Genomic DNA, 24,484 nt, shown 5'->3' with positions numbered 1-24,484 from the left:
GCAGCCCGTGATATGCGTGGTGGCGCATGCGAAAGCTCATCCTCGTTGCCAGCTTTTTCCCGATGGTGCTCGTCGTCTCTGGCTGCCCGATGCTGAAGAAGCAGGGGGCTGACGCCGGATCGGACGCGGCTGTCGTCGACGCCACGGCCGTCGTGGAAGATGCTGCTCCCGCGCCCGCGCCCGCAGCCGATGCCGCCGTCGCGCCCGCACCGGCACCGGCGGCCAAGAATGCCGCCTCCGTCGCTCGTTTCCCCGGCGAGACGCCGATTCCGAACGAGGCGACGAAGGTGGCCGCCGCCTCCGCCAGCGTACGGACGACTCCGAAGGCCGGGTCGGTCGTCGCAACCCTCGCCAAGGGGACGGAGGTCAACAAGATCGCCGAGTACCAGGACTGCGAGCTCGTGACGTTCGCCGATCCGAAGGACGCAAGCTCGGTTCTCATGGGATGGGTGACCAAGGACGCCTTCACCGCCACCGCGACGGTGACGGACGCAGGGACGACGGCTGTGGACGGCGGCGCCAAGGACGCGGGGGGCATTTCCGACGCCGGGGCCGCGGCGGACGCGGGCAAACCGGCGACCGCGGCCAAGTGCGCGGCGGGTCAGGAGCTCGTGATGGGCTTCGGCAAAGACGCGATGTGCAAGAAGAAGTGCGCGAGCGACAAGGACTGCAAGAACGCGGCAGCAGGCTCGTGCGCCGTGGCGGCGACGACGACCGGCAAGGTCGCCCGCGTCTGCACGAACGAGTAGGTGATTCCCGTAGTTCGCCGTCGGCGGATCCACCCAGCTCTGAGGTCGTATGACCTCGGACTGGGTCGGACTATGTGGTCGAACTATACCCGGCTGGGTCACTCACGACCTGCCCAAGAAACCTCGCTAGCGGTCGCGCTTTATAGCGATATGTAAGTGATTTCAGGCGGTTGACAAAATACGTGCAGGAGCTGCGGCACAGCGCACCTTATGGCCTGCTTCGTGCTCAAGAGCGGCACATGAACGCAGTCTCCGCCCCCGCCTCGCTTCTCCCCGAGTCTTTCGTCCCCCGCGAGTTGCTCGCACTCCTCGAACAGAGCCCCCGCGCCCAGGAGAGTTTCGGTCGCCTCAACGACCGCGATCGCGCCGGCATGGTCGCCTACGTCGAAGAAGCGAAGCAGTCCTCGGTACGGCAGCACCGCGCCGCGGTCGTCGCGATGAGCCTTTACGGGCTCGCGACCGACCTGCCCGAGGACCGTCCGCTTTCGACCTGAGCGACGTCAGCGCCCAACGACGCGTGCAACCGCGCGAACGAGCTCGCTCGGATGGGTGGGCTTCGACAGGTGCTCCTGATAGCCCACGGCGAGTGCGCTGCGCCGATCGCCTTCGGACGCGTAACCGGTGAGTGCGATGGCAGGAACCTGGCCGCCCGCGCTCGCATCGAGAGCTCGTATCCAGCGCATCAAGGTGTAGCCATCCGCGTCCGGCATTCCGATGTCGGCGACGATGGCGTCGGGGGGCCATGCTTTCATGGCGGTCATCGTCTCGCGTGCCGAAGCCACGGCACGGACCGAGGCGCCGGCGTTTTCGAGAACGCGCCGGATGAGATCGCGCGAGTCGGCGGCGTCGTCCGCGACGAGCACGCGGACCCCTTCGAGGACATTGCGGGGAACGGGGGTTCGCGTTTTCGTAGCTGGTGCTGGCGCCGCCGCGTCGTCGGCAGGTGGCGGGTGTGATGCGGGAAGCTCCACGGTAAACTTCGCTCCCTTGCCTGATCCGCCGCTCGCGACCGCCATCGTCCCCCCATGGAGGTCGACGATGTTGCGCGCGATGGCGAGGCCAAGACCCAATCCGCCGTGCGGGCGGGTCGTCGAACTATCGAACTGACGGAACGTCTCGAAGACGTGCGGTAGAAAGCTCGGCTCGATGCCGACGCCCGTGTCGGTCACGACGATCTGCACGACGTCGCGGTGACGCGAGAGGCGGTGATGCGAGAGGCGCCGATTTGAGAGCGTGGTCGTGACGCGCCCTCCACGCGGCGTGAACTTCACCGCGTTCGACAAGAGATTCCACACGACCTGCTGGAGTCGATCCGGGTCCCCGATGACGACACCGGTGTCATCGTCGATGACCGTCTCGAGCTCGATGGACTTGGCGACGGCGGCTGGTGCCACCGCTTCGAGGGCGGACCGTACCACGTGCGCGCTGTCGACTGGGCGATGCTCGACGCGCAAGGTTCCTCGGGCAATTCGTGACACGTCGAGTACGTCGTCGACGAGCCGCGCGAGCGCGCGTGCATTGCGCTCGATGACCTCGACGCCTCTCTTGGCAGAGTCGCCCTCGAGGGGCTCCTTCAGCATGGACGACCATCCGACGATGGCGTTGAGGGGCGTTCGCAGCTCGTGGCTCACCGTGGCGAGGAACTCGTCCTTGAGCTTGCTCATCGCTTCGATTTCGCGAAGCGCCACCTCATGAGCCTCGTTGTGGCGTGCTCGACCGAGCGCCTGCGCCGTCACGTCTGCCAGAACGCACATGAACGCGCGCTCTCTTCCGCCGAGCGTTCTCCACTCCGCGAAGGCGAACGCGACGACTCCGAGCAGCCGCCCATCGACCAGGAGCGGAAGGCTGGCCTTGGAGCCGGGGAGATGTGGGTTCGAGCCAGCCCCGAACCGCTCGGCGAGCTGCTGCGGCGTCTCCACGAAAACGGGAACCTTCGTCCGGGCGGCTTCCGCGACGGGCGTGCGGGCGTCGACGGCGACGGGATCGTCGAGCCAAGCCTCGGGCGGTGCACCGTGATGGTGCCGATCGATGAGCTCGAGCTTCGTGCCGTCCTCGCTCATCAGCCGAATGGCGCCGCCGAGCGCGCCTATCGCCGCCGCGCCCTCCGCCACGGAGATGCGTGCGATGTCGGTGACCGTGTGGGTGCCTGCCAATAGCCCGGTGATCGTCCGGAGCCGCTCGAGAATCTCCGCCGTGATTTCGGACGAGCTTGCAGGTGTCGTGGGCGGGCGCGCGCTCCGATCGCTCAGCTCGCTCAATAGGACACCCTGCTTGCGACGAGGCGCGAAGCGCGAAGCGACACGAGCCTTTGGTTTCCGCGAGGGGGGCGCTTGTTCACGATGAGTGTGGGCTGAGCGCCTCGCGAAGCGCGATGAGCGCGAGGAATGCCCACCATCGCAAGATACCTCAGTTCGCGCTTTCTGGGTCGCAGACATGGCTTTTCACGCGTTGGGCCCGCCTCAGTCGCTTGGGCGCTTGGGCGCTTGGGCTTTTGCTTCCTTCTCTCTCTCGCTCCTCGTGTCCTCGTGTCGCACGTGTCGCTCACGAGAGAGGTCACCAGCTACACGGCGCTCTGACGTTCCTTGATACTCCTCGAGAGCCCACGGGTGGCATGAGGGCCCTCATTGGAGGATCATCGCTGGAGCGCGGCGAATCCATCCATGAATCGGATGGGGCCATGAATCGGATGGGGCCATCAATCGGATGGGTCGCCGCCGATTCGGGTGGTGCTCACGGGGAGGGGGGCCTTACCCGCGTCGGCGACCCTCTCGAGGAGGGCGAGGAGTGTGTCGAGCCGTAGAGGTTTCGAGACCGATTCGCACGAAAACCGCGGCGCGTCCGGCGCGCCCGAGAGCACCACCACGTGGGTGTTTGCGAGAGCGGGATCGTTACGAATGGTTTCGAGAAATGACCGCCCGTCCATCTCCGGCATGTTGAGGTCGAGCAGAACCAGATCGGGCCGCTTTTCCGAGACGAGCTCGAGCGCCTCCCTCCCATTGCGGGCGCACAAGACGACGTGACCCTCCTCCCTCAAGATGTCTCGCATGGTCTCGACCGTGTCCTCGTCGTCATCCACGACGAGAACCGTGGCACGATGGCTCATGTGGCTCTCCGGTGAAGCCGGACGTACGAGAAGAAACGACGCGCGGCGTACGAGGGGGAGCGGCAGCAAGGAGCGATCCCGCGCCGCTCGTGCTGGATGACGGGAGCGGTCTTGCGTGCGACGCCCGTGCGCGGGAAGAGGGGAGGCGTCGTGTCACGTTGACCGCTCGCGCTTGTCGCTCAAGCATAGGGAATCCCGAAGAGGCCCCTTGGCCCGCACCCCTGAAACAGCGCCCCTTCCATCGTCTCCGACACTCCCCACGTCGTCCTCCGCACGACGGGCGCCGGGAAGCGTGTACCCGAACACGCCTTCGACGACCGCGAGCATTCTCCTCGTCGCCGATCATCTTCCCAATCTGGAAGCGCTGCGCGCGATTCTGGAACCGCTCGGTGAGCGCGTCGTTTGCGCGAGTTCGGGCGCCGAAGCCGTCATTCGCGCGAGCCACGAAGACTTCGCCTTGGTCCTCCTCGACCTGCGCATGCCGGAGCTCGATGGGCTCGAAGCTGCGGCTCTCCTCAAGAAGGCCGATCGCTCCCGCGCGGTGCCGGTCATTCTCCTTACGCCGAGCGAGCCGACGAGCGAGGTCGTCGCCAAGAGCTTCTCGACCGGGGACGAGTTTCTCCACAAGCCTGTCGATCCCGAGGTGCTGCGGACGAAGGCTGCCGCGGCCGTGGCTCGCTATCGGCAGCGCATGGCGCCGCGCGCGAGCGATTCGCGGATCGCTGCCGACCCGACGACCGGCCGACTGAGCGAGCGCCTCATCGCGGCGTTGCCCGTGGACGCTCAGGCCGACGCCGTCGAAGCACTCGTCCGCATCCACAGTGCGCTCAATGGCGAGCTCGACCTCGGTCGAATCGCGCAGCGCCTCATCGACGAGACCACGTCGCTCACGTCGGCGAGCGGAGGCGCGTTCCATTACGCCGTCGGTAAAGGAGCTCGCTCGCACCAAGTGTCGGGATGCTCAGCGATGGACGTCGCGCTCTCGGGCATGATGGATGACGAGATGATGTCCCTGGGGCCGGAGTGTCCGCAGCTCCAAGGCGTCTTCTGCGGTGTCTCGATCCTTCGGCTGAGTGCGCCGTTCGCGCGGTCCGCGGGCGTTCCCTCGCGCGTCGGCAGTCTCATCGCCGTGCCGGTGGTGTCGCGCGACGGGGAGACGACGGGCGCCATCGTGCTCGCGCACGAAGACGCGGGCGCGTTCGACGTCCGCGACGAAGAGCTCGCGGCGGTTGCCGCCCAGCATGCGGCCGGCGCCTTCGAGAACGCTCGCCTCTACGAGGAGGCCAAAGAGGCGAGGCATCGTGCCGAGCTCGCCGAGCTCGAGCTGCGAGCCGGCGAAGCGCGACGGCGCATCGCGCTCGAATCTGCCGGCCTCGGAACGTGGGATTACAACCCGATGACCGGCGCGCTCCGGTGGGATGCGCGTTCGAAGGCACTGTCGGGTCTGGGCCCGGGGGCCATGGTGAGCATTGCCGTGTGGATGGCTGCCGTTCACGCCGACGATCGCGCGCGTGTGGAGCGTGCCGTCCGGCGCGCGCTCGACCCCATGACCTCGGGGGCGTTCGATTGTGAATACCGAACGGTGGGCCTCGAAGACAGCATCGAGCGCTGGGTAGCGGCAAAAGGGCAGGCCATCGTCGAACAAGGCAGCACGGTTCGATTCATCGGCACGCTGCTCGACATCACCGCAAGCAAGCGGATCGAAGAAGAACGCGCGGCCCTCCTCGCACGCGAACAAGACGCGCGCGCCGAAGCCGAGGTCGCGCGCGCTCGCGCCGAGGCCGCGAGCCGTGCGAAAGACGAGTTCCTTGCGACCGTCTCGCACGAGCTCCGCAATCCGCTCAACGCGATTCTCGGGTGGTCGCGCGTCCTTCTCGAAAGCGACGACGAGCTCTCGCACGAACGGCGTCGCAAGGGGCTCGAGGTCGTGGCGCGGAACGCTCGCGCGCAAGTGCAGCTCGTCGACGACATCCTCGACGTCTCACGGATCGTGAGCGGCAAGCTCAGGCTCTCCACGGGCCTCGTCGACGTGCGGATGGCGGTGGAGAGCTGTCTCGACACCGTGCGCTCGGCGGCGCAGGCCAAGGGGGTGCTCCTCGAGTCGGAGTTCGAAGACGAGCCGGGGAGCATCGTCGCCGATCAGGACCGCATCCAGCAGATCCTCTGGAACCTCGCCTCGAACGCCGTGAAGTTCACGCCGCGGGGAGGCGTGGTGCGCATCGCCGCCAAGCGGGAAGCGGATGCCGTGGTCCTGACGGTGAATGACACCGGCGAGGGGATCGACGCCGCGTTCTTGCCGTTCGTCTTCGATCGCTTCCGACAGGCCGACGGCTCCACCACGCGCCTGCACGGCGGTCTCGGGCTCGGCTTGGCGATTGTGCGCCATCTGACCGAGCTGCACGGCGGTACGGTTCAGGCCGAGAGCGCTGGGCTCGGGCACGGCGCGAAGTTCACGGTGTGCCTTCCGCTCTTCGCCGCGCTCGATGCCGACACGGACGGTGACAAGCGCCGGCGGTCTCCGGGGGGCTCGAGTGGTAGCGAGCCCGTTCAGCTCTCGCCGCTCGCCGGGTTCCGCGTCCTCGTCCTCGACGACGAGGAAGACATGCGGGACTTGATTGCCATGATCCTCGAGCATGCGGGCGCAAAAGTCACTCGCGTGCCCACCGTCGAAGACGCCATGCGTTCGCTCGAGGCGTGCGTGCCCGACGTTGCCCTCTCGGATCTCGCCATGCCCATCGAGGATGGGTTCGTCTTCGTGCAGCGTGTGCGGAGCGCCACCAACGAAGGGGTACGTCAGGTTCCGCTCGTGGCGATGACGGCCTATGCTCGAGCGGAGGACCGCCAACGCGTTCTCGCCGCCGGGTTCCAGCGCCACGTCGCAAAGCCCATCAAACCCGCCGAGCTCGTCAGCGTGCTTCGCGAGCTTGCCCGCGCGTAGTGCCTGCGTAGGGACAAAAACGCCCGCGGGCCACGAGACCGGAGTCTCGGGCCCGCGCGCGAGCTAGCGGTTGTCCCCGCCGTGTTCGCCGGGGTTGTGCGTGGCCTGACCCGCACCAGCTCCGCTCGGGGTCGCGCCCTCGGCAGCGGGACGGCGACGGACTCCGCCACGTCTGACGTGAGGGGCCATGCCTCCTTTGCGACCCGCGACGCGCGCCTCTTCACTGCTGAATTGGTGCGCGGTGCCCGCGGAGTGCGCGGCCTTTCCACCTTTGCTCGCGATCTCACGGACGCGCTCGCGGTCCATCGCGGCAAATCCCCGGCGGCGCGGCCGACGCTCCTCGGTCGCGGCGTCGGTCTTCGTTTCGGACGACTCCTGGGTGCCGCCCGTGTTGTTGTCGTCGGCGTTCCACATCATGATGACCACTACTCCTGCGGCGCCTGCGGCGTCGGGCTAGCCGACCCGCCGGCCTTGGGGTTCGGGTAAGGGACGAAGCGACGGCCGTGCCAGTGACCAGGGCCGGGATCGGCGCTCTCGAGCCGGGATTCGCGTGTCGATCCACGACACGCGTGGTGAACTGTCGCCACCAGAGGAGCTTTTTTCCCAACTGGAGCGCGAGCTTGCGCGTGCTCGAGCTCGCCGATACATGCGATGTGCAAGCACGAGATCAGTTGGGCAGCTCCTCCCAGGGACGCCTCACCCAGCCCGCATTGATGCTGCTGCGGTCGAGCAGAACGAGGAGCCCAGCCGCGAGCAGCTCCTCGACGGCGAGACATATTTCGTCGAGCGCGTCGCGCATCTCGGCAGCCCCCGCGTAGCGTTCACGCGCCCGGTAGCGGTTTCGCCAGACCAGCTCCACGCTGTCGATGGTCTCGCGCGCCGTGGTCGAGCAGCCGTCGATGAGGCACGCGTAGATGAGCCGCGCGGCATCGCTGAGCTGCGCGACGGCGGGATGCGACCACTGGATCGCTTGCACGCGCGCGACACCCAGTTGGTCTGCGGAGCTCGGCGTCCGCGCGAATTCGTTCCGACGATTCACAGTTCACCTCCAGACGGCGTGAGCGAGAGACACGGCTTGGTCCTTGGTCTCTGCAAGCAATGGGCGTGCGATCAGCGTCGTTTTTTGCAGGGCGGCCGTGCACGATCGGTCCTGCGGACGATGCTGCTGACGCTCGCGATCGTGTGCGGAGCGCAAGCTCTTTTCGTTGGCCACGCGAAGCCGCGCGAGCGAAGCGCAGCGGAGCAAACGCGCCTGGCGATGGGTGCTCGTCGCCGTTCGACTTCGATCGCCTTGCCGTTCGCGCTCGAACGGGCTGCGAAGGCAACGCTTACGCGTGCGCGCGAAACTCACCGCCTGAAGCGAGAAGGCCTTCCGAACCGAGCGATCGCTCGAGCGCCGCCGGGAGATCACGTGGCACGAGGGATGCTTCGTGTCGCCGCAAGAGAGGGCTGACGGCGCAGAATGAAGGTGCTCATCGTCGAAGACGACCCGGACGTGCGCGAAATGCTCGTCGAGATCTTCCGGGCCTACGACTGGGACGTGCTGGCCGTTGCCGAGACCGCCCTGGCTCTGGCCACGCTGCGACGCGATTCCGTGGATCTCGTCATCAGCGACGAGAATCTCGAAGGCGCCAGTGGGTCTGCGATGCTCGAGGAGGCGTCTTCCGCAGGCCTACTGTTCAACGTCGGTGCGATGATCTACACCGCGGAGCCGCGCGAGCTGCATGTTCCCGACGGCGTACGCGTCCTCCAGAAGCCCCTTGGCGTGTCTTCGCTTCTCGACGCGGCGAATGCCGTCATCGCCCGTTCGGCGCGCTCCTCGCGGCCTTCACGTGCCCGCACGCGCGAGTTCCGCGAGGAGGACTCCGAATCGCCTCCGTCCTCGGCCTGAGCCGCTGCGACGCGTGCGGCGGAGGGGCGTGAGAGGTCGCGCGAAGTCGTCGGGTCCACGCTGACCCCGGCAGCGCAAATTACCCAGGTCTACTTCGACCCGCTCTCCTCGCGAACGCGGCGCCGAAGCACGATCTTCGGTTCGGCGGGCGCGGCGTGCTGCGGCTCGTGCGCGAGCCCGGGATCATCGAGGCCCAAGAGCGTCTCCATGCGGGGACGCGGAGGAAGGTTGACGCCGTGCGGGCGCGATCCGGCGTAAGGAGCCTGGTACTTCGGGATCTCGACGAAGCTGCTCGGGTCGATGGTCACCATCGGCGGAGGAAGCGACGTCTTGCGTGCAGCCGAAGACGCGACGAGCACGATGCGTTTTCCCGATTCCGAGAGAACGAGCGGCTCGATCAGCTTCGGCATGGTGAGCGCCGCGTGATTGAACTCGGCGAAGGGCACTCCGAGCACGGCATCGCGAAAGGCCTTCTCGCGGAAGCCTCCGCCGATCGTCGTGGAGACGGAGATGCGCGTCTTGGCGTCGTCGCCCGTCAGCTCCACGCGAAGCTCGCCGTCGAGCCAATCGCATGCGGTCGTGGCCAGCCGTGCGAGCGCTAGAAAAAGGACCGGTGCGCCGGCACCGGGAGACGCGATTTGCTCGAAGCGCTCGAGCAGGGCCTGCATGCTTTCCGACGAGCTGGCGGCAGCAACGATGTGTCGTTCGCGAAGCTCTGCACAGCGTCCGAGTGACGTGAAGTCCACTATCCCGACACTACCATGCGCTGCGCCTCAGGCGCGCGCGCATCGTCGTGCTGGCGTCACTTCGGTGCTGCACGCGTCACCGTCGTACATCGCTGTGGTCGCGCGGGCCGAAAGGTCGGTCTCGGTCCTCCGCAGCGAGGTGATGAGCACGCGCGGCGCGAACCATTCGGTCGACGGTCATCGGTGCAACGACCTTCGCGAGCTGAGCATCGAAGCCGACCCTGCGCACGATCACCGGGTCGAGGCGCTCGCCCATCCGACTCGCGAGGACGACGATCAGCGGTCGTCGTATGCCGAGCGCAGCGGGGAGCATGAGCGCCGAGCTATCCCGCAAGAAGGGGGCGGTGACGAGCGCGTCGAAGTCGCGTGCGCAGGCGATCGCGAAAGCCTCCGCATACGAGCGCGTCAACTCGACCATGTAGCCGAGCTCGAAGAGTCCGAGAGCGAGGGGCTCGGTGTGCCCTCGGTCCTCGTCGCAGATGAGCACGGTCGGTAGTCTCACGCTCACAACGCGAGCTAACGCACGGTTTGGGCCACGACGGATTCCGTGCGCTTCGGCGTTCTACGCGGACCTGGAGGCCTTCCTCGAGGCCACAACACACAAGGGCGCCACGGTCGAGGCGCGCGTCGGTCCGAGGCGCGCTGCGGTCAGGCGACCCCGCGGCGCCGACTCGTTCGGGGTATCCTGAGAGGCGCCTTGCGAAAGGGTGCGGGGGCGCTGCTGCTGCTCGAGAGCACGCAGGAACTCGAAGGGATCCACGCCGGCGGCGCGGAGGAGGCCGGCTACCACGGCCGGGGCGAGCGCCGTTTTCGGTACGATCACCACGACGCTGTCGCGCTGAAGCGTCTCGCGTCCGGCGTTTCTAGCCATGACGTGGAACCCCATCGTCGTGAGGGTCGCGATGCACTCGGTGCCCAGGAGATGCGGAAGCGCGAGCATGGCTGGCGGCCCCCAAAGCAATGCGAGTGCCCATCGCTTGAGCTGCGACACGCGGCAGTCCGGCGCGCGGCGCATGGTCGGAGGAGTGGCTGAGACGCCGTTTGGCTGATGTTCAGCCGGGGACGCCGACGCGAACCCATCGCCAAGGAACCGGCTTCGCGGTAGGGTTCCAGGTCGTTCATGGGTAACGCGCGCGCGCCGAAGAGCCGTCCCCTCGTCCTCGTCATCGACGACGGCAAGCAGCACGTCATGCTGCTCAAGCTGGCTCTCATGCAGCGCGGTTATGCGGTCGTCGTCGTCCATAGCGTCGAAGGCGCGTGCACGATGCTCCGCGAGCGGTCCGTCAACGCGTTGCTGGTGACGACGCCCCTCGAGGCCGCTGCCGAGGCGCTCCGCGCGATTGGCTCGGCGCGTCCCAGCGTAGCGATGGCCACGGCGCCCGATGGTCCCGACGGCCAGGCCCGCGTTCACGCGGCCGGATTCGACTTCGCCCTCCCGCGCCCGATCGACTTCGCCGAGCTCGACGCCCTCTTGCGCGATCACATGAGCCGGCGCACGAGCGGTGTCCGTGCGCGCGTTCGCACGCCCCGCGGCAACAAGCAGCGCCTGGCCTGAAGCTGGTTCAGGGCGCGTCTACGTCTTCGTCCGACGGCTGACGAAGAGCTTCAGCGAACGCGCGAGAAGCTCGGTGGCTTCGCCGCGCAGGACGACGACCGGCTCCTCGCCCTCGTGGGGAATCGCGTCTTTGCTCGTATCCACGAGGAGCGTCCATGGTTCGTCGCTCGACGCACGAGGAATCGTGAACGGCATGGTCGTGTCCGAGCCGTTCAGGACGAAGAAGAAGTCGTCGTCGTCGAGGCAGTTTCCGAGCTCGTCGACGTCGTCGATCCCTTGGCCGGCGAGGAACAGCCCGAGCGCTGCCGTAGCGGGGTTGCTCCAGTCTGCGTCGGTCATCTCGGCGCCGTCGTGGCGGTACCACATGATGTCCCGGACGTTGGTTCCGCGGATGCGCCGGCCCTTGAAGAACTTCGCTCGATGAAGGGCGGGGTGATCGCGACGAATCGCGATGAGGCGCGTGGTGAAATCGAGCAGGCGCTTCTTCTCCTCGTCGAGGTCCCAGTCGTACCAGGAGAGCTCGTTGTCCTGGCAGTAGGCGTTGTTGTTCCCGCGCTGCGTGCGTCCGATCTCGTCGCCACCGCAAATCATCGGAGTGCCTTGTGAGAGGAGCAGGGTCGCCAGGAAATTGCGCACCTGCCTCCGCCTCAGCGTGAGCACCGAAGGATTCGTGGTCTCTCCCTCCACCCCGCAGTTCCACGACTGGTTGTCGTCGCTGCCGTCGCGGTTGTTCTCGCCGTTCTGCTCGTTGTGCTTGTCGTTGTAGGAGACGAGATCGCGCAACGTGAAACCGTCGTGGGCGACCACGAAATTGATACTCGCGAACGGCGCTCGCCCGCTGTCGGCGTAGAGATCGCTCGAGCCGGTGAGCCTGTATCCGAGCTCGCCGGTGTTGCGTCCCAGGCCTCGCCAGACGGCACGGATCGCGTCGCGATACTTGCCGTTCCACTCGGTCCATCCCACCGGGAAGTTGCCGACCTGGTAGCCACCTTCGCCGACGTCCCACGGTTCGGCGATCAGCTTCACGCGCCCGATGACCGGGTCTTGATGGATGATCGTGAAGAAGCTCGAGAGCTGATCGACCTCGTGCAGCGAACGGGCGAGGGTTGAGGCGAGGTCGAAACGGAAGCCGTCGACGTGCATCTCCGTGATCCAGTAGCGGAGAGAGTCCATGATGAGCTGCAACGTCTGCGGGTGGCGGACATTGAGCGTGTTGCCCGTGCCGGTGTAGTCGAAGTAGTGCCGCCCGCCTCCGGCGAGCCGGTAGTACGTCGGGTTGTCGATGCCCTTGAAGCTGATCGTCGGCCCGAGATGATTGCCTTCGGCGGTGTGGTTGTAGACGACGTCGAGAATCACCTCGATCCCCGCGGCGTGCAGCCGTTTCACCATCTCGCGGAACTCGCGCACGCCGCTGCCGGTCGCGTCGCTCGAGCGATAGCGCACGTCGGGAGCGAAGAATGCGATCGAGTTATAGCCCCAGTAATTGCGCTTTCCGGTGTCGAGCAGGTGTTGGTCGTCCACGAAGCCGTGGACCGGCAAGAGCTCGAGCGCGGTCACGCCGAGCGAGGTGAAGTATTCGATCATGGGATCGCTCGCCAGACCTGCGTAGCGACCGCGGATCTCGGGAGGCACGCGCGGGTGACGAATCGTCGCGCCGCGCACGTGTACTTCGTAGAAGACCGACTTGTGGAAGGGGATGTCGGGAGGCCGATCGTTGCCCCAGTCGAAGGCGGGGTCGACGACCACGCCGCGCGGTACACCTCGGGAGTCGCGCGAGCCCTTCTCGAGATCGCCTTTGGCGCTTCCGAGCTCGTAGGCGAACAGGCCCGCCTCCCAGCGTTCACGCCCTTCGAGGGCCTTGGCGTAGGGATCGAGCAGCAGGTTGTTCGGGTTGAAACGAAGTCCGCGTTCGGGCTCCCAGGGCCCGTTGACGCGATACCCGTACATCTGACCCGGACCGACGTCGGGCACGTAGCAGTGCCACGTGAACCCGGTTCGCTCGCGCATCGAGAGGCGCGTCTCGCTGCCGTCCTCGTCGATGAGACAGAGATCCACGCCGGTGGCGTTCTCCGAGTAGATCGCGAAGTTGACTCCCTTGCCATCCCAGGACGCGCCGAGCGGAAAGGCCTTTCCTGGGAGCACGCGCATGCGAGGTCAACTACGAAGCACCGATCGTGCCGGTCGCGTCACGCCGCACGCGACGGAGCAGGCAGAAAAAGCGCGAGCGCCCCGACGAGGCGCCTCGACACGAACGCACCGACCGGACGACTTACTCCGCGTTCGAGCGACTCGAGCTCTCCGAATCCTCGTCGCGCACGGCTCGCTCGTTGCAGTCGGGCCCGTCCCGATGGCGCGAACCCTCTCGCGTGAAGCGATCGTCGAGCCGCTTCTCAACTCCCTCGAGGTCGAGCGGCACGTACGTGGTCCGCTCTTGATGAGCGTGATCGCGGAGCTGTCTGCGAACGAGCGTCTCGCGCCGGCCTTCGATCTCGCGGCGAGCATGCTCATGACTCTCGACGCGGGCGGATTGGGCGAGGCGGATTTCGCTCGGCAACTGATCGAGCTCCGTGCCCTCGTGCGAAAGCTCTCTCCTCGACGGTCCACGCGGCGACCGAGCGGTGGCGTTCGTGTCGTCGCGCGGCCCACCGCTCCTGCGCTCGGTTCGCCCGTGACCGTGGCGCGAGCCGCGCGGTCGGTCGCGCGCGTTCCCTGAGAGCAGCACTCCGTCGCTCGCGCTGCCCGCGCTGGACGAGGGCAGCGTCAGCCAAGGAGCGCTCGCGCCGCGGATCTTCTATATAGGGGCGGAGCGATGAGCGAGGAGCCCCCCCGAACGAGCGAGCCGGCCCGCGTCTCCGAACGCGCGTCGGGGCGTATTTCCACGCTACCTCAGCCGGCGCTCCAGCGGTTGACCAAGCTCATCGAGCGAGGTTTCGCGTCTCGCACACCGCTGACCTTGCAGCTTCTCGGGCGCCTGCTGCTCCACGCGGCGGCCGTCGGAGCGGCCGTCGGCTTCGTGAGCCTGCTCTTCGTGGAAGGCTTGGAGCTCGCGCAGGTCGTCGTGCTCGAGCACCTCGCGGGGTACGTCCCTCTTCGCGCCGCGGGGGAACAAGCGTTTCCTGGCGGCAACGCGGTGACCTTCAAACCGTGGCTGCTTTGGATCATCCCGGGCATCGGCGCACTTCTCGCGGGGCTCGTGACGAAGCTTGCTCCCGAAACGCGCGGTGGCGGAGCCGACGCGATCATCGAGGCGTTCCACGCCAAGGCCGGCGCCGTGCGCACGCGTGTGCCGTTCGTGAAGGTGCTCGCCTCGATCTTCACCCTCGGCTCTGGAGGCTCCGGCGGGCGCGAGGGCCCGACGATGCAGATCGGCGGCTCGATCGGAGCGATCGTCGGCCGCTACCTGCGCGTGACCGATCGCGAGCGTCGTATCCTCCTCGTCGCCGGAACCGCCGCGGGAATGGCCGCCGTGTTCCGCACGCCGCTCGGCGCCGCGATCCTCGCCGTCGAGGTGCTCCACAAGAACGACTTCGAGTCCGACGCGCTCGTGCCGTCGGTTCTCGCGAGCGTCGTCTCGTACTCGGTGTTCATCTCCTTCTTCGGAGAATCGACGCTCTTCGCCCACGCGCCGAAGTATCCGTTCATTCCGGTCCACCTTCCGCTCTACGCGGTCATGGCGCTCGTCGTCTGCGCGGCGGCCACGCTCTTCGTGTGGACGCTCGACCTCGTGCGCCGCTGGACGTCGAAGCTGCCTTGGCCGCCTTGGGTGAGGCCGGCGGTCGGTGGCCTTGCGCTCGGTATCGTCGCGACGCCGATCATCTACCTGCTCGGTTCGCACCTCGGCGAAGGCCAGGGGCTCGGCATCCTCGGCGGCGGCTACGGCGCCGCGCAGGTCGCGATCACCGGCGCGAGCTGGCTGCCCGAGGGCTGGAAGGCCGTCGAGGTTCTCCTCGTGCTAGGCATCCTCAAGATCGTCGCGACGTCGCTCACCGTCGGTAGCGGCGGCAGCGCAGGTGACTTCGGTCCGTCGATGGTCCTCGGCGGTATCTTCGGCGGAGCCTTCGGCCGCGCGGCGCAGCTCCTCCTGCACGATCCGAGGATCGACCCGGGCGCGTTCGCCCTCGTGGGCATGGGCACCTTCTATGGCGGCCTCGCGCACGTTCCGATCGGCTCGCTCGTGATGACGTGCGAGCTCGCGGGCAGCTACGACCTCCTCGTGCCTCTCATGCTTGCCGAGGGCATCGCGTTCATCGCCCTGCGCAATCGATCGCTTTACCATGCGCAGGTCGAGACCAAGCGCGAGTCGCCTGCGCATCGGGACGAGCTCATCTTCGACCTCCTCAAAGACATCCGTGTCGACGAGGTCATGATTCGTGACCGCCCATTCACCACGTTCCAGCGAAGCTCGCCCGCATCGCAGGTCGTCGAGGCGGTCGCCGCGGCGGATTGGCAAGATGCGTTTCCGGTCCTCGCGGCCGACGGAACGCTCGTCGGCGTGGTCACCGCGGAGATCCTCCGGACGATGGCTTCGGATCCCGACCTTCGCAGCTTCACGCTCGCCGACGATCTGATGGCTTCACCCGTCGCCGTACGCGAGACGGAAGATCTCCATCACGCGCTCGACCTTCTGCTCGCGAGCGGCATGCGCGAGGTCGTCGTGACGAATGCTTCGGGGCGTGTCGTCGGCATTCTCGACCAGACGGAGATCACCGCGGCATATCTCGCGGCGACATCCGAGCGCAAAGCCTGAGGCGCCTTCGGTTGCACCGATCACGGCGCTCTCTGCGAAGCTCGACCGTTCGCGTTTTTCCCCCGCGTCAGGTGCGCTCGAGACACGCTGCCTCTTCCGAAGCGTCGGTCGCGTTGCCACGGTCGCTTGCGAGGAGCATCGAGCACGCTCGGTGGGCGAATTCGCGTGCGGTACGTCGTCGTCATCCTCGGGCTCGTCCTGCTCGTCGGCGGGCTCGCTGCGCTCAAGTTTGCGCAGATCTCTTCCTTGATGGCGTTCGGCAAGAAGGCCGAGGCCGCCGGTCCGCCGCCCGAGGCGGTGGCGACAGCGCATGCCGAACGAACGTCGTGGGAGGGCGCGCTCGGAGCCGTAGGAAGCGTCGCGTCGTCGATGGGGGTGTCACTCAGCTCCGAATCGCCGGGTGTGGTCACGAAGATCGCGTTCGAGTCGGGCAACGACGTCAAGCGCGCGCAGGTTTTGGTCGAGCTCGACACGAGCGTCGAACGCGCGCAGCTCGCGCAGTCCGAAGCGAGACGTGATTACGCGAAGACGACGCTCGATCGCACGCGTTCGCTCGTCGCGTCGGATGCGCTCTCGCAGGCCCAGCTCGACCAAGATCAGAGCGGCTACGATGCCGCCGAGAAGGAGGTTGCCGGGATCAAGGCGCAGATCGAACGCAAGACGATCCGCGCGCCCTTCGCCGGCAAGCTCGGTATTCGCGCGGTCAATCTCGGACAGTACCTGAGCCCGGGAACGCCGATCACCGTCCTCGAGGCGATCGAAGCGGTCTATGTCGACTTCACGCTGCCGCAGCAGCGCCTGGCCGAGCTCCACGTCGGCATGCCCGTGCGCTGCGTCGTCGAGGGCGCCTCCGACCCTCCGCACGAAGGAACTCTGGCGGCCATCGATCCGGCGGTCGACGCCACGACGCGCTCGATTCGCCTCCGCGCGACGGTCCCCAACAAGGACGAGAAGCTCCGGCCGGGCATGTTCGTGAACGTCTCGGTGGTGCTTCCGGTCCGCGAGAATCTGGTCATCGTGCCGGCGACGGCGATCGTGCATGCGCCGTACGGCGACTCGGTCTTCGTGGTGGAGGACAAGAAGCCAGGAACGCCGGGCATGACGGAGACTCCTTCCGGCCAACGGGTGAAGATCGCGCGCCAGCAGTTCGTGCGGACCGGCGAAGCACGTGGCGACTTCGTGGCCGTCGTCGAGGGCGTTGCCCCTGGGCAAGAGGTCGTCACGGCAGGCGCCTTCAAGCTTCGCAACGGCGCTCCCATCGTCGTGAACAACGTCCCCGACGCCGGTGCGCCTCCGCCGCAATTGAACCCGAAACCCGAGAATCGCTGAGCTGCCATGAAGTTCACCGATATCTTCATTCGCCGGCCCGTCCTGGCGATCGTGGTCAACCTCGTGATCCTGGTGGGCGGCATCCAGGCGGCTCGCTCGCTCAACGTGCGCCAGTACCCGCGCCTCGAGAGCGCCACCATCACGGTCAGAACCGTCTACGTCGGCGCGAATGCCGATCTGGTTCGCGGGTTCATCACCACGCCGCTCGAGCGCTCCATCGCCGCGGCCGACGGCATCGATTACGTCGAGTCGCAAAGCGTCCAGGGGCTTTCGACCATCAACGTTCGGCTGAAGCTCAATTTCAATGCCGGCAACGCCCTTGCCGACATCAGCGCGCGTGTGAACCAAGTTCGCGCGGATTTGCCGCCCGAGGCCGAGATCCCATCGATCAACATCGAGCCCTCCGACGCGCAGATTGCAGCGATGTATCTGAGCTTCGCCTCGAACATCCTCGAGGACAATCAGATCACCGACTACCTGATACGCATCGTCCAGCCGCGTCTCTCAGCCCTCGACGGCGTGCAGCGCGCCGACATCCTCGGCGGTCGCGCGTTCGCCATTCGCGCATGGCTCAAGCCCGAACGCATGGCGGCGCACAACATCAGCCCAGCGCAGGTGCGCGCCGCACTCGCGGCGAACAACTTCCTCGCGGCCGTCGGGCAGACGAAGGGCGCGCTCGTCCAGGCCAACCTCACCACGACCACGGACCTCAGGTCCGTCGACGAGTTCAAGAAGCTCGTCGTCTTCCAGAGAGAGGGAACGCTCGTCCGACTCCAAGACGTCGCCGACGTCGAGCTCGGCGCCGAGACGTACGACCAGGACGTGCGCGTCTCCGGGCAGCGTGCGGTCTTCATGGGCATCTGGGTCTTGCCCACCGCCAACTCCCTCGACGTCATCGGGCGCGTTCGCAAAGAGCTAGAGATCATCGATCGCGAGCTCCCCACCGGCATGGAAGCGAAGGTCGCGTTCGACTCGACGACCTACATCGAAGACGCCATCCACGAGGTCGTCCACACGCTCCTCGAGACGGTGCTCATCGTCATCATCGTCATTTTCCTCTTCCTCGGCTCGCTGCGTACGGTCGTCGTGCCGATCGTCGCCATTCCGGTTTCGCTGATCGGCGCCGTGTTTCTCATGCAGGTGTTCGGCTTCACGCTGAACCTGCTCACGCTGCTCGCCATCGTGCTCTCCGTCGGTCTGGTCGTCGACGACGCGATCGTCGTCGTGGAGAACGTCGAGCGTCACGTTCGCCAAGGAACGCCGCCGGTCGAAGCGGCGCTGATCTCGGCGCGGGAGCTCGTGGGGCCCATCGTGGCGATGACCATCACGCTCGCGGCCGTCTACGTCCCGATCGGCTTCCAGGGAGGCCTCACCGGCGCCCTGTTCCGCGAGTTCGCCTTCACCCTCGCCGGAGCGGTCTTCATCTCGGGCATCGTGGCGTTGACGTTGTCACCGATGATGTCCTCGCGGCTCATTCCGGCAGAGCACGGACATGGCTGGCTCGTGCGCCACATCGAGCGCGTCTTCGACCGCGTTCGTCGTGCCTACGATTCGGCGCTCGCGAAGACGCTCCGCGCGCGCAAAGCCGTTTACGTGGTCTGGATGGTCCTCGCCATCGTGATCGTGCCGATGTACCTGTTTTCACCCGCCGAGCTCGCGCCGAACGAAGACCAAGGTGGCGTGTTCACGTCTCTCGACGTTCCGCCGAATGCGAGCCTCGAGCAGGTCAGCGGGTATGCCACGGAGGTCGACCACCTCTTCCAATCCGAACCCGAGTTCGATCACAGCTTCCAGCTGACGTTCTCGACCGGCGGCTTCGGCGGAATGATCACGAAACCCTGGAGCGAACGAAAGCGCACCATCTTTCCGATTCTCGAGTCATTGAATACCAAGTCCGCAGGCGTTGCCGGCGTGCGTGCGCCGATGTTCTTGCCTCCTGCGCTGCCGAGTCCAGGCCTCTTCCCGGTGGAATTCGTGATTTCGTCCACGGCGAGCCATGACGAGATCATGCGTTTTGCCGATCAGCTGGTCCTCGAAGCGCAGCACAGCGGTCAATTCGCATTTCCTCCCGTCACCGACGTGAAGATCGATCAGACGAAGACCGAGATCGTCATCGATCGCGACAAGGTCGCCGCCATGGGCCTGACGATGCAGCAGGTCGGCTCCGACTTGGGCGCGGCTCTCGGCGGGAACTTCGTCAATCGGTTCAACATCGACGGTCGAAGCTACAAGGTCATTCCGCAGGTCCAGCGCGTGAGCAGGCTCACGCCTGACCAGCTGGAGCAGATCTACATCACCGGTCCCTCTGGCGAGCTCGTGAAGCTCGGCGCGGTCGCCACGCTGAAAGACTCCATCGAGCCGCGGACGTTGAATCGTTTCCAGCAGCTCAATTCGGTGAAGCTGTCAGGCGTTGCCACCCGCTCGCTCGACGGTGCGCTGAAGGTGATGGAAGACACCGCGGAGAAGACGCTGCCGCAGGGCTATCACATCGACTACACCGGCGAGTCGCGTCAGCTCCGGCAGGAAGGTGGCAAGTTCCTTCCCGCGATGGGCCTTGCCATCCTGCTCATCTTCCTGGTGCTTGCCGCGCAGTTCAATTCGTTCCGCGATCCACTCGTCATCCTGGGCGGGTCGGTTCCGCTCGCGATGTTCGGTGCGCTCATCTTCACGTTCTTGAAGTTCGCAGGTCCACCAGGACTCCGCTTCCCGCTGACTCAGGGATTCACGACCACGCTCAACATCTATTCGCAGGTCGGACTCGTCACCCTCATCGGGCTCGTCTCCAAGAACGGAATCCTCATCGTCGAGTTTGCCAATACCCAACAACAATTGGGGCTCTCGAAGATCGAAGCGGTGCGCGTTGCTGCCGAGACGCGCCTCCGTCCGATTCTGATGACCACGATCGCGACGGTCGCCGGGCACTTCCCGCTCACCTTGGTGACGGGGCCCGGCGCCGTGGCGCGTAACTCGATCGGCGTGGTGCTCGTCGGTGGGATGGCCATCGGAACGGTGTTCACGCTCTTCGTCGTGCCCGCCGTCTACGTGCTCATCGCCAAGGATCACCAACGCGAACGACTCCATCGCGCAAAGCTCTCCGTACCGCCCGGAACGGCAGCTCAGCCTGCGGAATGAGTCTTCGCGCTCGGTTCACCACCACCGGGCGGCGCGTACGTCAGAGCGAACGCGAGAACGTCCGGAACGCTTCGACAGCTTCCTCGATCGACTTGCGTGATGCGTCGGAAGCCTCTTTGGCGTGTTTGCGCGCCTCGAACAGCCTCGGTTCGAGCTTCTCGTTCCACGTCGACTTTGCGTCCATGTTCGCGAGGTGAAGCTTCACCTTGATCTCGTCGGCAAGCTGCTCGAGCTCCGACACGACCTCATCGAGCGCTTTGCCCGGCTTCATCTTGGTTCCCATTCGTCACTCTCCTTTCGGGGCCGGGAGCCATGCATACGGCGCACCAAGGCGAAGCGTGGGCGGCGTTGTCGCATGGTTTTCGCAGGACGAAACGGGATGGCCACGCGTGCATCTCCGCTTTTGCCGATTCAGTCGGGCTTCGGCGGATGCGAACCGACGCACGAACGCGATCACGCGAGTGCCGCTCGTCACGCGCTCGCGCTCGTCGTGTTCGCGATCCTGATGACGTTTTTCCTGTCACCGTCGAGAACGCCAGCACCTCCCTCGACGGGCCAGCTCGCGCCCTCCAACCCTTCACCGATGGCGTTGTCCGAAGCCGGGCGCGCGACTTTCGGGGACGACGATCCGACGGCACCGGCAGCTTGCGGGACTTTTCGTGCCGTCGAGAGCTCGGACGCCGTTCGGATCGCAGGCAGGAAGCTCTTCCACGTCGACGAGACGACCGGGCTGTCAATCGTCGACCTGACGGACATCGAGCGTCCGCGGCTCCTCGGCGGAAGCGCGTTCGTAGGGATGCCCCTCGCGCTGTACGTGCAGCACGGCATCGCTTGGGTGGCCTTCGTGGATTGGGATTCGGCGCCGAGCGGCAGCAGAACCGTCCTTCGTGCCGTCGACGCACGCGCCGAACCACCGAGGTCGCTCGGTGAAGTCGTGCTGCCCGGGGTCGCGCGCGACGTGCAGTCGAGTGGCGATGTCCTCTTCGTTCTCCGCACCGACGACCCGAGGGAAGGGCGCGTGCTGTCGTTCGCGCTACGCGAGGGCACGCTCACGAAGATCGACGAAGCGCGCGTCCTCGGGGCGCCCGAACGAATCGTCGTCTCTCCTTACGGCCTCGCGGTGATGGGAACGCGCGCGTCTTCGACCGAGGTGTCGTGGCTCGAGTTGCCGCTGGAAGGCCTGCCCGGAACGATGACGCCCACGGCCTCGCTCGAGGTGCCCGGCGCGCTCCCGCGAGCCGAACGGCGAAGTCAGTACTGGGCTTCGGTCGACGAAGACGGCCTCGTCCGGCTCGTCACCTGTGCTTCGGACGAGTGTGGCTCGGCAACGCTGCGAAGCCTGGATTTCGGCGGTTCGGTATCAAGAGCGCGCGTGCGCGGGGCCCTGGGACTCGGCGCCGTCTCGCTCGCGCGCTTTGCCGACGGGAAGCTCTACCTCGCACACTCCGAGGGCAACGCGACCTCCCTTCGCGTGGTCGACACCACACGGCCGGAGGCTCCTCGGGTCGTTGGCCGAACGCGCCTCGACGGCGCCGCCAAGACGGTCGTTCCTCTCTCCGAGCGATTGGTCGTTCTCGGCACGCTGGCCGACGAGGCGAAGCGACGCCTCGTCGTTCAGAGCGTCGATCTCGCGGCGCAGGAGTCGCCGAAGGTCGTCACGAAGGCCGTCTTCGGTGACGACGCCACCTGGTCTCCCGCCGAGAGCTCGGACGCCGCGCTCTCGACCGATTCGCATGCCGAGGTCGTCGCGCTCCCTTATGTCACCTGGCACCCGCGCGACGGTGTGCTCGAGCATGCAACCGCGCTCGCATCGCTCCGCGCGAGCCGCCCTGCCGCCGTCACCATGCCCTTCGAAACGACGACGAACTGGGGCTCGCGTGCCGTGGTCGACCAGGGCAGGTTGCTCGCCGTCGGCCCCGATGGAGTTCGCGCGATCGGTCGCGGTGTCGAAGAAGAGCTCTCGCGCTGACGCGTTGTTTGTTGTCTCAATGAGGCAGCTAGAGCACTGGAAGATGCTTGCGCGGCGCCGCTTGGGCGAAGAGCGAACGGAGCGCGACGCGGCGTCCTTCTCCGCCGTCGACAGCGGACTGCCGTGCCGCGAGGCGCTGCTCGAACGGTCCGAGTGTGAAGAGCGCTTCCGCAGGGAGTTCTTCGAGGGGCAGGCCGCCCTGTTCGTTCTTCGGACAGATGTCTCGCGACTCGACGATCTCCGCCGCGCCGTCGTGCTCCTCTTCGTCGAGCCAGCGCAGCGGGAGGCCTTGTGTGCGGCACACGTAGGGCCGCTCGGCGTAGATGCGGCAGCGCCCTTCGTCGTCGAGGAACGCGCAGGCGCCTTCGGCGTGGGGGATCCCCTCGGCAAGGAGCGAGGGGTGACGTTTGGCGATGAGCGCGGCTTCGATGGTGAACACGGTCAACCCGTCGGAGCAGCAGTCCGAACATCCGGCCCGACAGCGAAGGCGCTCGGCGTGCGCCGTCAGGAGCGGCTGCGCCACCTCGTCGGCGACCTCGTGCAGGCGGTCGACCCAGGCCACGACCTCGGAGGGAATGTCGTCGAAGGGCTTGTCCGTCATCGACCCACGTGGCTACCGCGGCTCTTGCGCGCCGTCGAGCACGACACTTCGGAGTGATAGACTTTTCTCGTGCTTCGCGTGACCGTGGTCGAGCTTCCTGCCGTCTGGGACGATCGCCTGGGCGTTCTCGCCCTGCTGGACGACGAGCTGGCGCGCGGCCCGTCGACCGACCTCGTGCTTCTGCCCGAGGCGGCGTTCACCGGCTACGTCTCACCACGGGGATCGTTCGATCTGAGGCGCTTTGCCGAGCCTCTCGATGGCCCCACGATCGGCGCCGTCTCCGAGCTCGCGCGTAAACACCGAACCTCGATCGTGGCGCCGCTCGTCCTCCGCGAAGGGGCCGCATGCTTCAACGCGATGGCCGTGGTCGACGAGCGAGGCGCGACGGTTGCCGTGTATCGCAAGCGGCACCCCTGGTTTCCCGAGCGGTGGGCGACGGCCGGAACGACCGAGCCACCCATGTTCGAAGTCCAAGGCGTGCGCGTGACGATGGGCATCTGTTTCGACGTGCACTTCCTCGCCGACGACGCGACCGATGCGCTGCGCGGCTCGGACCTGCTTCTGTTCCCGAGTGCTTGGGTGGATGAGGAGGACACCAAGATCCCCACCTTGGCTCGGCTCGCGCGTCGGTTCGAGATCTCCATCGCCAACGCGAACTGGGCACCCGGCGTGGTGCAGCTCCCGGGACAAGGTGACTCGTGCATTCTCGATCCGGAGGGACGCATCGTCTCGGCCGTTCGGGCCGGGGAGACCCGCGCCGATGCCGTCGTCGAGCGGCGCCGCTGACGTGACGCGCGCTTGCGGTTGCGTGGCGATCTTCCGCGTGGCGGCTTAGTACTTGCACGCTGATCGACATGCAGCGCACGGGACTCGTCGTCGTCACCGCGGCGAGCGGACACGTAGGTCGCGAGGTCGTCCGCGTCCTCGCATCGAAGGGGCATTCCGTGCGCGCAGCGGGGCCTTCGCTCTCGGCGTTGCGCGCGGCTCATGGCGACGCCGTTCCGACGGCGCGCCTCGACTTCCGCGATCGAAGCACGTTCGAAGGCGCGCTCGAGGGCTCGTCGGGGCTCTTTCTCGTGCGGCCGCCCGCGATCGCCGAGGTGAAGTCGACGCTCTTGCCCTTCATCGACGCGGCCGTGAGCAGCGGCGTGGAGCACGTCGTGTTCCTCTCCGTGATCGGGGCCGGCGAGAACCCGCTCGTTCCGCATTACCTGGTCGAGCAACACCTGCGGTCGACGGTGGAGGGGTACACGTTCCTCCGGCCTGGCTTCTTTGCCCAGAACCTCGGAGGTGCCTATCGCGACGACATCGCGAGCGACGGCAAGCTATTCGTGCCCGTCGCCCACGGTCGGATTGCGTTCGTCGACATCCGCGACGTGGCCGAGGTCGCGGCGGTCGTCTTTGCCGATCCCGCGGCTCACCGCGGCAAGGCTTACACGCTGACGGGGCCCGAGGCCGTGTCGTTCGAGGAGGTCGCGGAGCTCCTGTCGGAGGTTCTCGGCCGTCGCATCAAGTACGAGCCGGCGAGCGTGGTGAGCTTCGTGCGTCACCTGCACGACCGCGGCTTGCCGCTCTCGCAGGTGGCGGTGCAGACCGTGCTGCACGTGGGCTTGCGCTATGGGCAAGCGGAGCACGTCGATCCGACGCTCGAGCAATTGCTCGGACGGCGCGGGCACACGGTCGAGCGCTACGTGCGCGACCACCATCATTTGTGGCGACCGTGA

22 protein-coding genes are annotated in these 24,484 nt (G+C 66.6%); 12 read left to right on the top strand and 10 right to left on the bottom strand.

The genetic code is table 11. The features are described from left to right. Window positions 1–26: 26 nt before the first annotated feature. Together AKJ09_RS51000 and AKJ09_RS50995 are read left to right on the top strand one after the other, a co-directional pair. A complete protein-coding gene (locus tag AKJ09_RS51000) occupies window positions 27–749 on the top strand; it encodes a hypothetical protein (protein WP_146655126.1) in 723 nt (240 codons plus the stop codon). Window positions 750–988: 239 nt separating this feature from the next. Further along, complete coding sequence (locus tag AKJ09_RS50995; protein WP_146655125.1) at window positions 989–1,243, top strand: YdeI/OmpD-associated family protein; 255 nt, start codon at window positions 989–991, stop codon at window positions 1,241–1,243. A 6-nt stretch (window positions 1,244–1,249) separates the two neighbouring features. On the opposite strand, the gene AKJ09_RS50990 is transcribed toward AKJ09_RS50995, so the two are convergent. Together AKJ09_RS50990 and AKJ09_RS50985 are read right to left on the bottom strand one after the other, a co-directional pair. Then, on the bottom strand, window positions 1,250–3,007 hold the full coding sequence (locus AKJ09_RS50990) for a hybrid sensor histidine kinase/response regulator (RefSeq protein ID WP_169928670.1): 1,758 nt from the start codon (window positions 3,005–3,007) through the stop codon (window positions 1,250–1,252). A gap of 437 nt (window positions 3,008–3,444) precedes the next feature. Next, a complete protein-coding gene (locus AKJ09_RS50985; RefSeq protein WP_146655123.1) occupies window positions 3,445–3,852 on the bottom strand; it encodes a response regulator in 408 nt (135 codons plus the stop codon). 292 nt (window positions 3,853–4,144) lie between these two features. On the opposite strand from AKJ09_RS50985, the gene AKJ09_RS50980 reads away from it, so the two are divergent. After that, window positions 4,145–6,790, top strand: coding sequence for an ATP-binding response regulator (locus tag AKJ09_RS50980; RefSeq protein ID WP_169928669.1), 2,646 nt, complete (start codon window positions 4,145–4,147; stop codon window positions 6,788–6,790). A 63-nt stretch (window positions 6,791–6,853) separates the two neighbouring features. On the opposite strand, the gene AKJ09_RS50975 is transcribed toward AKJ09_RS50980, so the two are convergent. Both AKJ09_RS50975 and AKJ09_RS50970 read right to left on the bottom strand, forming a co-directional pair. After that, on the bottom strand, window positions 6,854–7,207 hold the full coding sequence (locus tag AKJ09_RS50975) for a KGG domain-containing protein (protein ID WP_240488906.1): 354 nt from the start codon (window positions 7,205–7,207) through the stop codon (window positions 6,854–6,856). A 250-nt stretch (window positions 7,208–7,457) separates the two neighbouring features. Further along, the gene (locus tag AKJ09_RS50970; RefSeq protein ID WP_146655121.1) at window positions 7,458–7,829 is read right to left on the bottom strand and encodes a hypothetical protein; all 372 of its coding nucleotides are present in this window, start codon (window positions 7,827–7,829) and stop codon (window positions 7,458–7,460) included. 423 nt (window positions 7,830–8,252) lie between these two features. Here AKJ09_RS50970 and AKJ09_RS50965 point away from each other — a divergent pair, with 423 nt between their 5' ends. After that, window positions 8,253–8,681 (top strand): response regulator, encoded by a 429-nt coding sequence (locus AKJ09_RS50965; protein WP_146655120.1) that lies wholly within the window; start codon window positions 8,253–8,255, stop codon window positions 8,679–8,681. An 89-nt stretch (window positions 8,682–8,770) separates the two neighbouring features. Here AKJ09_RS50965 and AKJ09_RS50960 read toward each other — a convergent pair whose 3' ends face one another. From AKJ09_RS50960 to AKJ09_RS50950, 3 genes are all read right to left on the bottom strand, one after another. After that, a complete protein-coding gene (locus AKJ09_RS50960; RefSeq protein ID WP_146655119.1) occupies window positions 8,771–9,349 on the bottom strand; it encodes a hypothetical protein in 579 nt (192 codons plus the stop codon). A gap of 154 nt (window positions 9,350–9,503) precedes the next feature. Next, window positions 9,504–9,929 (bottom strand): hypothetical protein, encoded by a 426-nt coding sequence (locus AKJ09_RS50955; RefSeq protein ID WP_146655118.1) that lies wholly within the window; start codon window positions 9,927–9,929, stop codon window positions 9,504–9,506. A 60-nt stretch (window positions 9,930–9,989) separates the two neighbouring features. Next, window positions 9,990–10,442 (bottom strand): hypothetical protein, encoded by a 453-nt coding sequence (locus AKJ09_RS50950; RefSeq protein WP_146655117.1) that lies wholly within the window; start codon window positions 10,440–10,442, stop codon window positions 9,990–9,992. Between the two features lie 105 nt (window positions 10,443–10,547). Between AKJ09_RS50950 and AKJ09_RS50945 the strand changes: the two genes are divergently transcribed. Continuing rightward, window positions 10,548–10,982, top strand: a complete 435-nt coding sequence (locus AKJ09_RS50945; protein ID WP_146655116.1) for a response regulator — start codon at window positions 10,548–10,550, stop codon at window positions 10,980–10,982. Window positions 10,983–11,000: 18 nt separating this feature from the next. On the opposite strand, the gene glgX is transcribed toward AKJ09_RS50945, so the two are convergent. Beyond that, window positions 11,001–13,130, bottom strand: a complete 2,130-nt coding sequence (gene glgX / locus AKJ09_RS50940; protein WP_146655115.1) for a glycogen debranching protein GlgX — start codon at window positions 13,128–13,130, stop codon at window positions 11,001–11,003. Between the two features lie 199 nt (window positions 13,131–13,329). Between glgX and AKJ09_RS50935 the strand changes: the two genes are divergently transcribed. From AKJ09_RS50935 to AKJ09_RS50920, 4 genes are all read left to right on the top strand, one after another. Next, window positions 13,330–13,695 (top strand): hypothetical protein, encoded by a 366-nt coding sequence (locus tag AKJ09_RS50935; RefSeq protein ID WP_146655114.1) that lies wholly within the window; start codon window positions 13,330–13,332, stop codon window positions 13,693–13,695. 96 nt (window positions 13,696–13,791) lie between these two features. Continuing rightward, entirely contained in the window at window positions 13,792–15,729 is a 1,938-nt protein-coding gene (locus AKJ09_RS50930) for a chloride channel protein (protein ID WP_146655113.1), read from the top strand. Between the two features lie 165 nt (window positions 15,730–15,894). Further along, a complete protein-coding gene (locus tag AKJ09_RS50925) occupies window positions 15,895–17,058 on the top strand; it encodes an efflux RND transporter periplasmic adaptor subunit (protein ID WP_205634012.1) in 1,164 nt (387 codons plus the stop codon). A 6-nt stretch (window positions 17,059–17,064) separates the two neighbouring features. Then, window positions 17,065–20,190, top strand: coding sequence for an efflux RND transporter permease subunit (locus AKJ09_RS50920; RefSeq protein WP_146655112.1), 3,126 nt, complete (start codon window positions 17,065–17,067; stop codon window positions 20,188–20,190). Between the two features lie 40 nt (window positions 20,191–20,230). On the opposite strand, the gene AKJ09_RS50915 is transcribed toward AKJ09_RS50920, so the two are convergent. After that, complete coding sequence (locus tag AKJ09_RS50915) at window positions 20,231–20,473, bottom strand: hypothetical protein (RefSeq protein WP_146655111.1); 243 nt, start codon at window positions 20,471–20,473, stop codon at window positions 20,231–20,233. A 96-nt stretch (window positions 20,474–20,569) separates the two neighbouring features. On the opposite strand from AKJ09_RS50915, the gene AKJ09_RS50910 reads away from it, so the two are divergent. Continuing rightward, window positions 20,570–22,159, top strand: a complete 1,590-nt coding sequence (locus AKJ09_RS50910) for a beta-propeller domain-containing protein (protein WP_146655110.1) — start codon at window positions 20,570–20,572, stop codon at window positions 22,157–22,159. 28 nt (window positions 22,160–22,187) lie between these two features. Here the strand turns inward: AKJ09_RS50910 and AKJ09_RS50905 are convergent, their stop codons facing one another. Beyond that, on the bottom strand, window positions 22,188–22,760 hold the full coding sequence (locus AKJ09_RS50905; RefSeq protein WP_146655109.1) for a YkgJ family cysteine cluster protein: 573 nt from the start codon (window positions 22,758–22,760) through the stop codon (window positions 22,188–22,190). Window positions 22,761–22,829: 69 nt separating this feature from the next. Between AKJ09_RS50905 and AKJ09_RS50900 the strand changes: the two genes are divergently transcribed. Beyond that, entirely contained in the window at window positions 22,830–23,546 is a 717-nt protein-coding gene (locus AKJ09_RS50900; protein ID WP_146655108.1) for a carbon-nitrogen hydrolase family protein, read from the top strand. A gap of 68 nt (window positions 23,547–23,614) precedes the next feature. After that, window positions 23,615–24,484: an NmrA family NAD(P)-binding protein gene (locus AKJ09_RS50895; protein ID WP_146655107.1), complete on the top strand. Its 870-nt coding sequence runs from the start codon at window positions 23,615–23,617 to the stop codon at window positions 24,482–24,484.

Source organism: Labilithrix luteola (assembly GCF_001263205.1).
Taxonomy (GTDB): domain Bacteria; phylum Myxococcota_A; class Polyangia; order Polyangiales; family Polyangiaceae; genus Labilithrix; species Labilithrix luteola.
Note: the sequence above shows the minus strand (reverse complement) of the source record. Positions and strands in the feature narration are given on the sequence as shown.

Bases quoted from the DNA above. Each gene is read 5' to 3' on its own strand.
- AKJ09_RS50985 (WP_146655123.1), bottom strand. From the start codon at position 3,852: ATGAGCCATCGTGCCACGGTTCTCGTCGTGGATGACGACGAGGACACG.
- AKJ09_RS50935 (WP_146655114.1), top strand. From the start codon at position 13,330: ATGGCGCGAACCCTCTCGCGTGAAGCGATCGTCGAGCCGCTTCTCAAC.
- AKJ09_RS50960 (WP_146655119.1), bottom strand. From the start codon at position 9,349: ATGCAGGCCCTGCTCGAGCGCTTCGAGCAAATCGCGTCTCCCGGTGCC.
- AKJ09_RS50895 (WP_146655107.1), top strand. From the start codon at position 23,615: ATGCAGCGCACGGGACTCGTCGTCGTCACCGCGGCGAGCGGACACGTA.
- AKJ09_RS50920 (WP_146655112.1), top strand. From the start codon at position 17,065: ATGAAGTTCACCGATATCTTCATTCGCCGGCCCGTCCTGGCGATCGTG.
- AKJ09_RS50910 (WP_146655110.1), top strand. From the start codon at position 20,570: ATGGCCACGCGTGCATCTCCGCTTTTGCCGATTCAGTCGGGCTTCGGC.
- AKJ09_RS50950 (WP_146655117.1), bottom strand. From the start codon at position 10,442: ATGCGCCGCGCGCCGGACTGCCGCGTGTCGCAGCTCAAGCGATGGGCA.
- AKJ09_RS50965 (WP_146655120.1), top strand. From the start codon at position 8,253: ATGAAGGTGCTCATCGTCGAAGACGACCCGGACGTGCGCGAAATGCTC.
- AKJ09_RS50945 (WP_146655116.1), top strand. From the start codon at position 10,548: ATGGGTAACGCGCGCGCGCCGAAGAGCCGTCCCCTCGTCCTCGTCATC.
- AKJ09_RS50975 (WP_240488906.1), bottom strand. From the start codon at position 7,207: ATGATGTGGAACGCCGACGACAACAACACGGGCGGCACCCAGGAGTCG.
- AKJ09_RS50905 (WP_146655109.1), bottom strand. From the start codon at position 22,760: ATGACGGACAAGCCCTTCGACGACATTCCCTCCGAGGTCGTGGCCTGG.
- glgX (WP_146655115.1), bottom strand. From the start codon at position 13,130: ATGCGCGTGCTCCCAGGAAAGGCCTTTCCGCTCGGCGCGTCCTGGGAT.
- AKJ09_RS50995 (WP_146655125.1), top strand. From the start codon at position 989: ATGAACGCAGTCTCCGCCCCCGCCTCGCTTCTCCCCGAGTCTTTCGTC.
- AKJ09_RS50915 (WP_146655111.1), bottom strand. From the start codon at position 20,473: ATGGGAACCAAGATGAAGCCGGGCAAAGCGCTCGATGAGGTCGTGTCG.
- AKJ09_RS51000 (WP_146655126.1), top strand. From the start codon at position 27: ATGCGAAAGCTCATCCTCGTTGCCAGCTTTTTCCCGATGGTGCTCGTC.
- AKJ09_RS50930 (WP_146655113.1), top strand. From the start codon at position 13,792: ATGAGCGAGGAGCCCCCCCGAACGAGCGAGCCGGCCCGCGTCTCCGAA.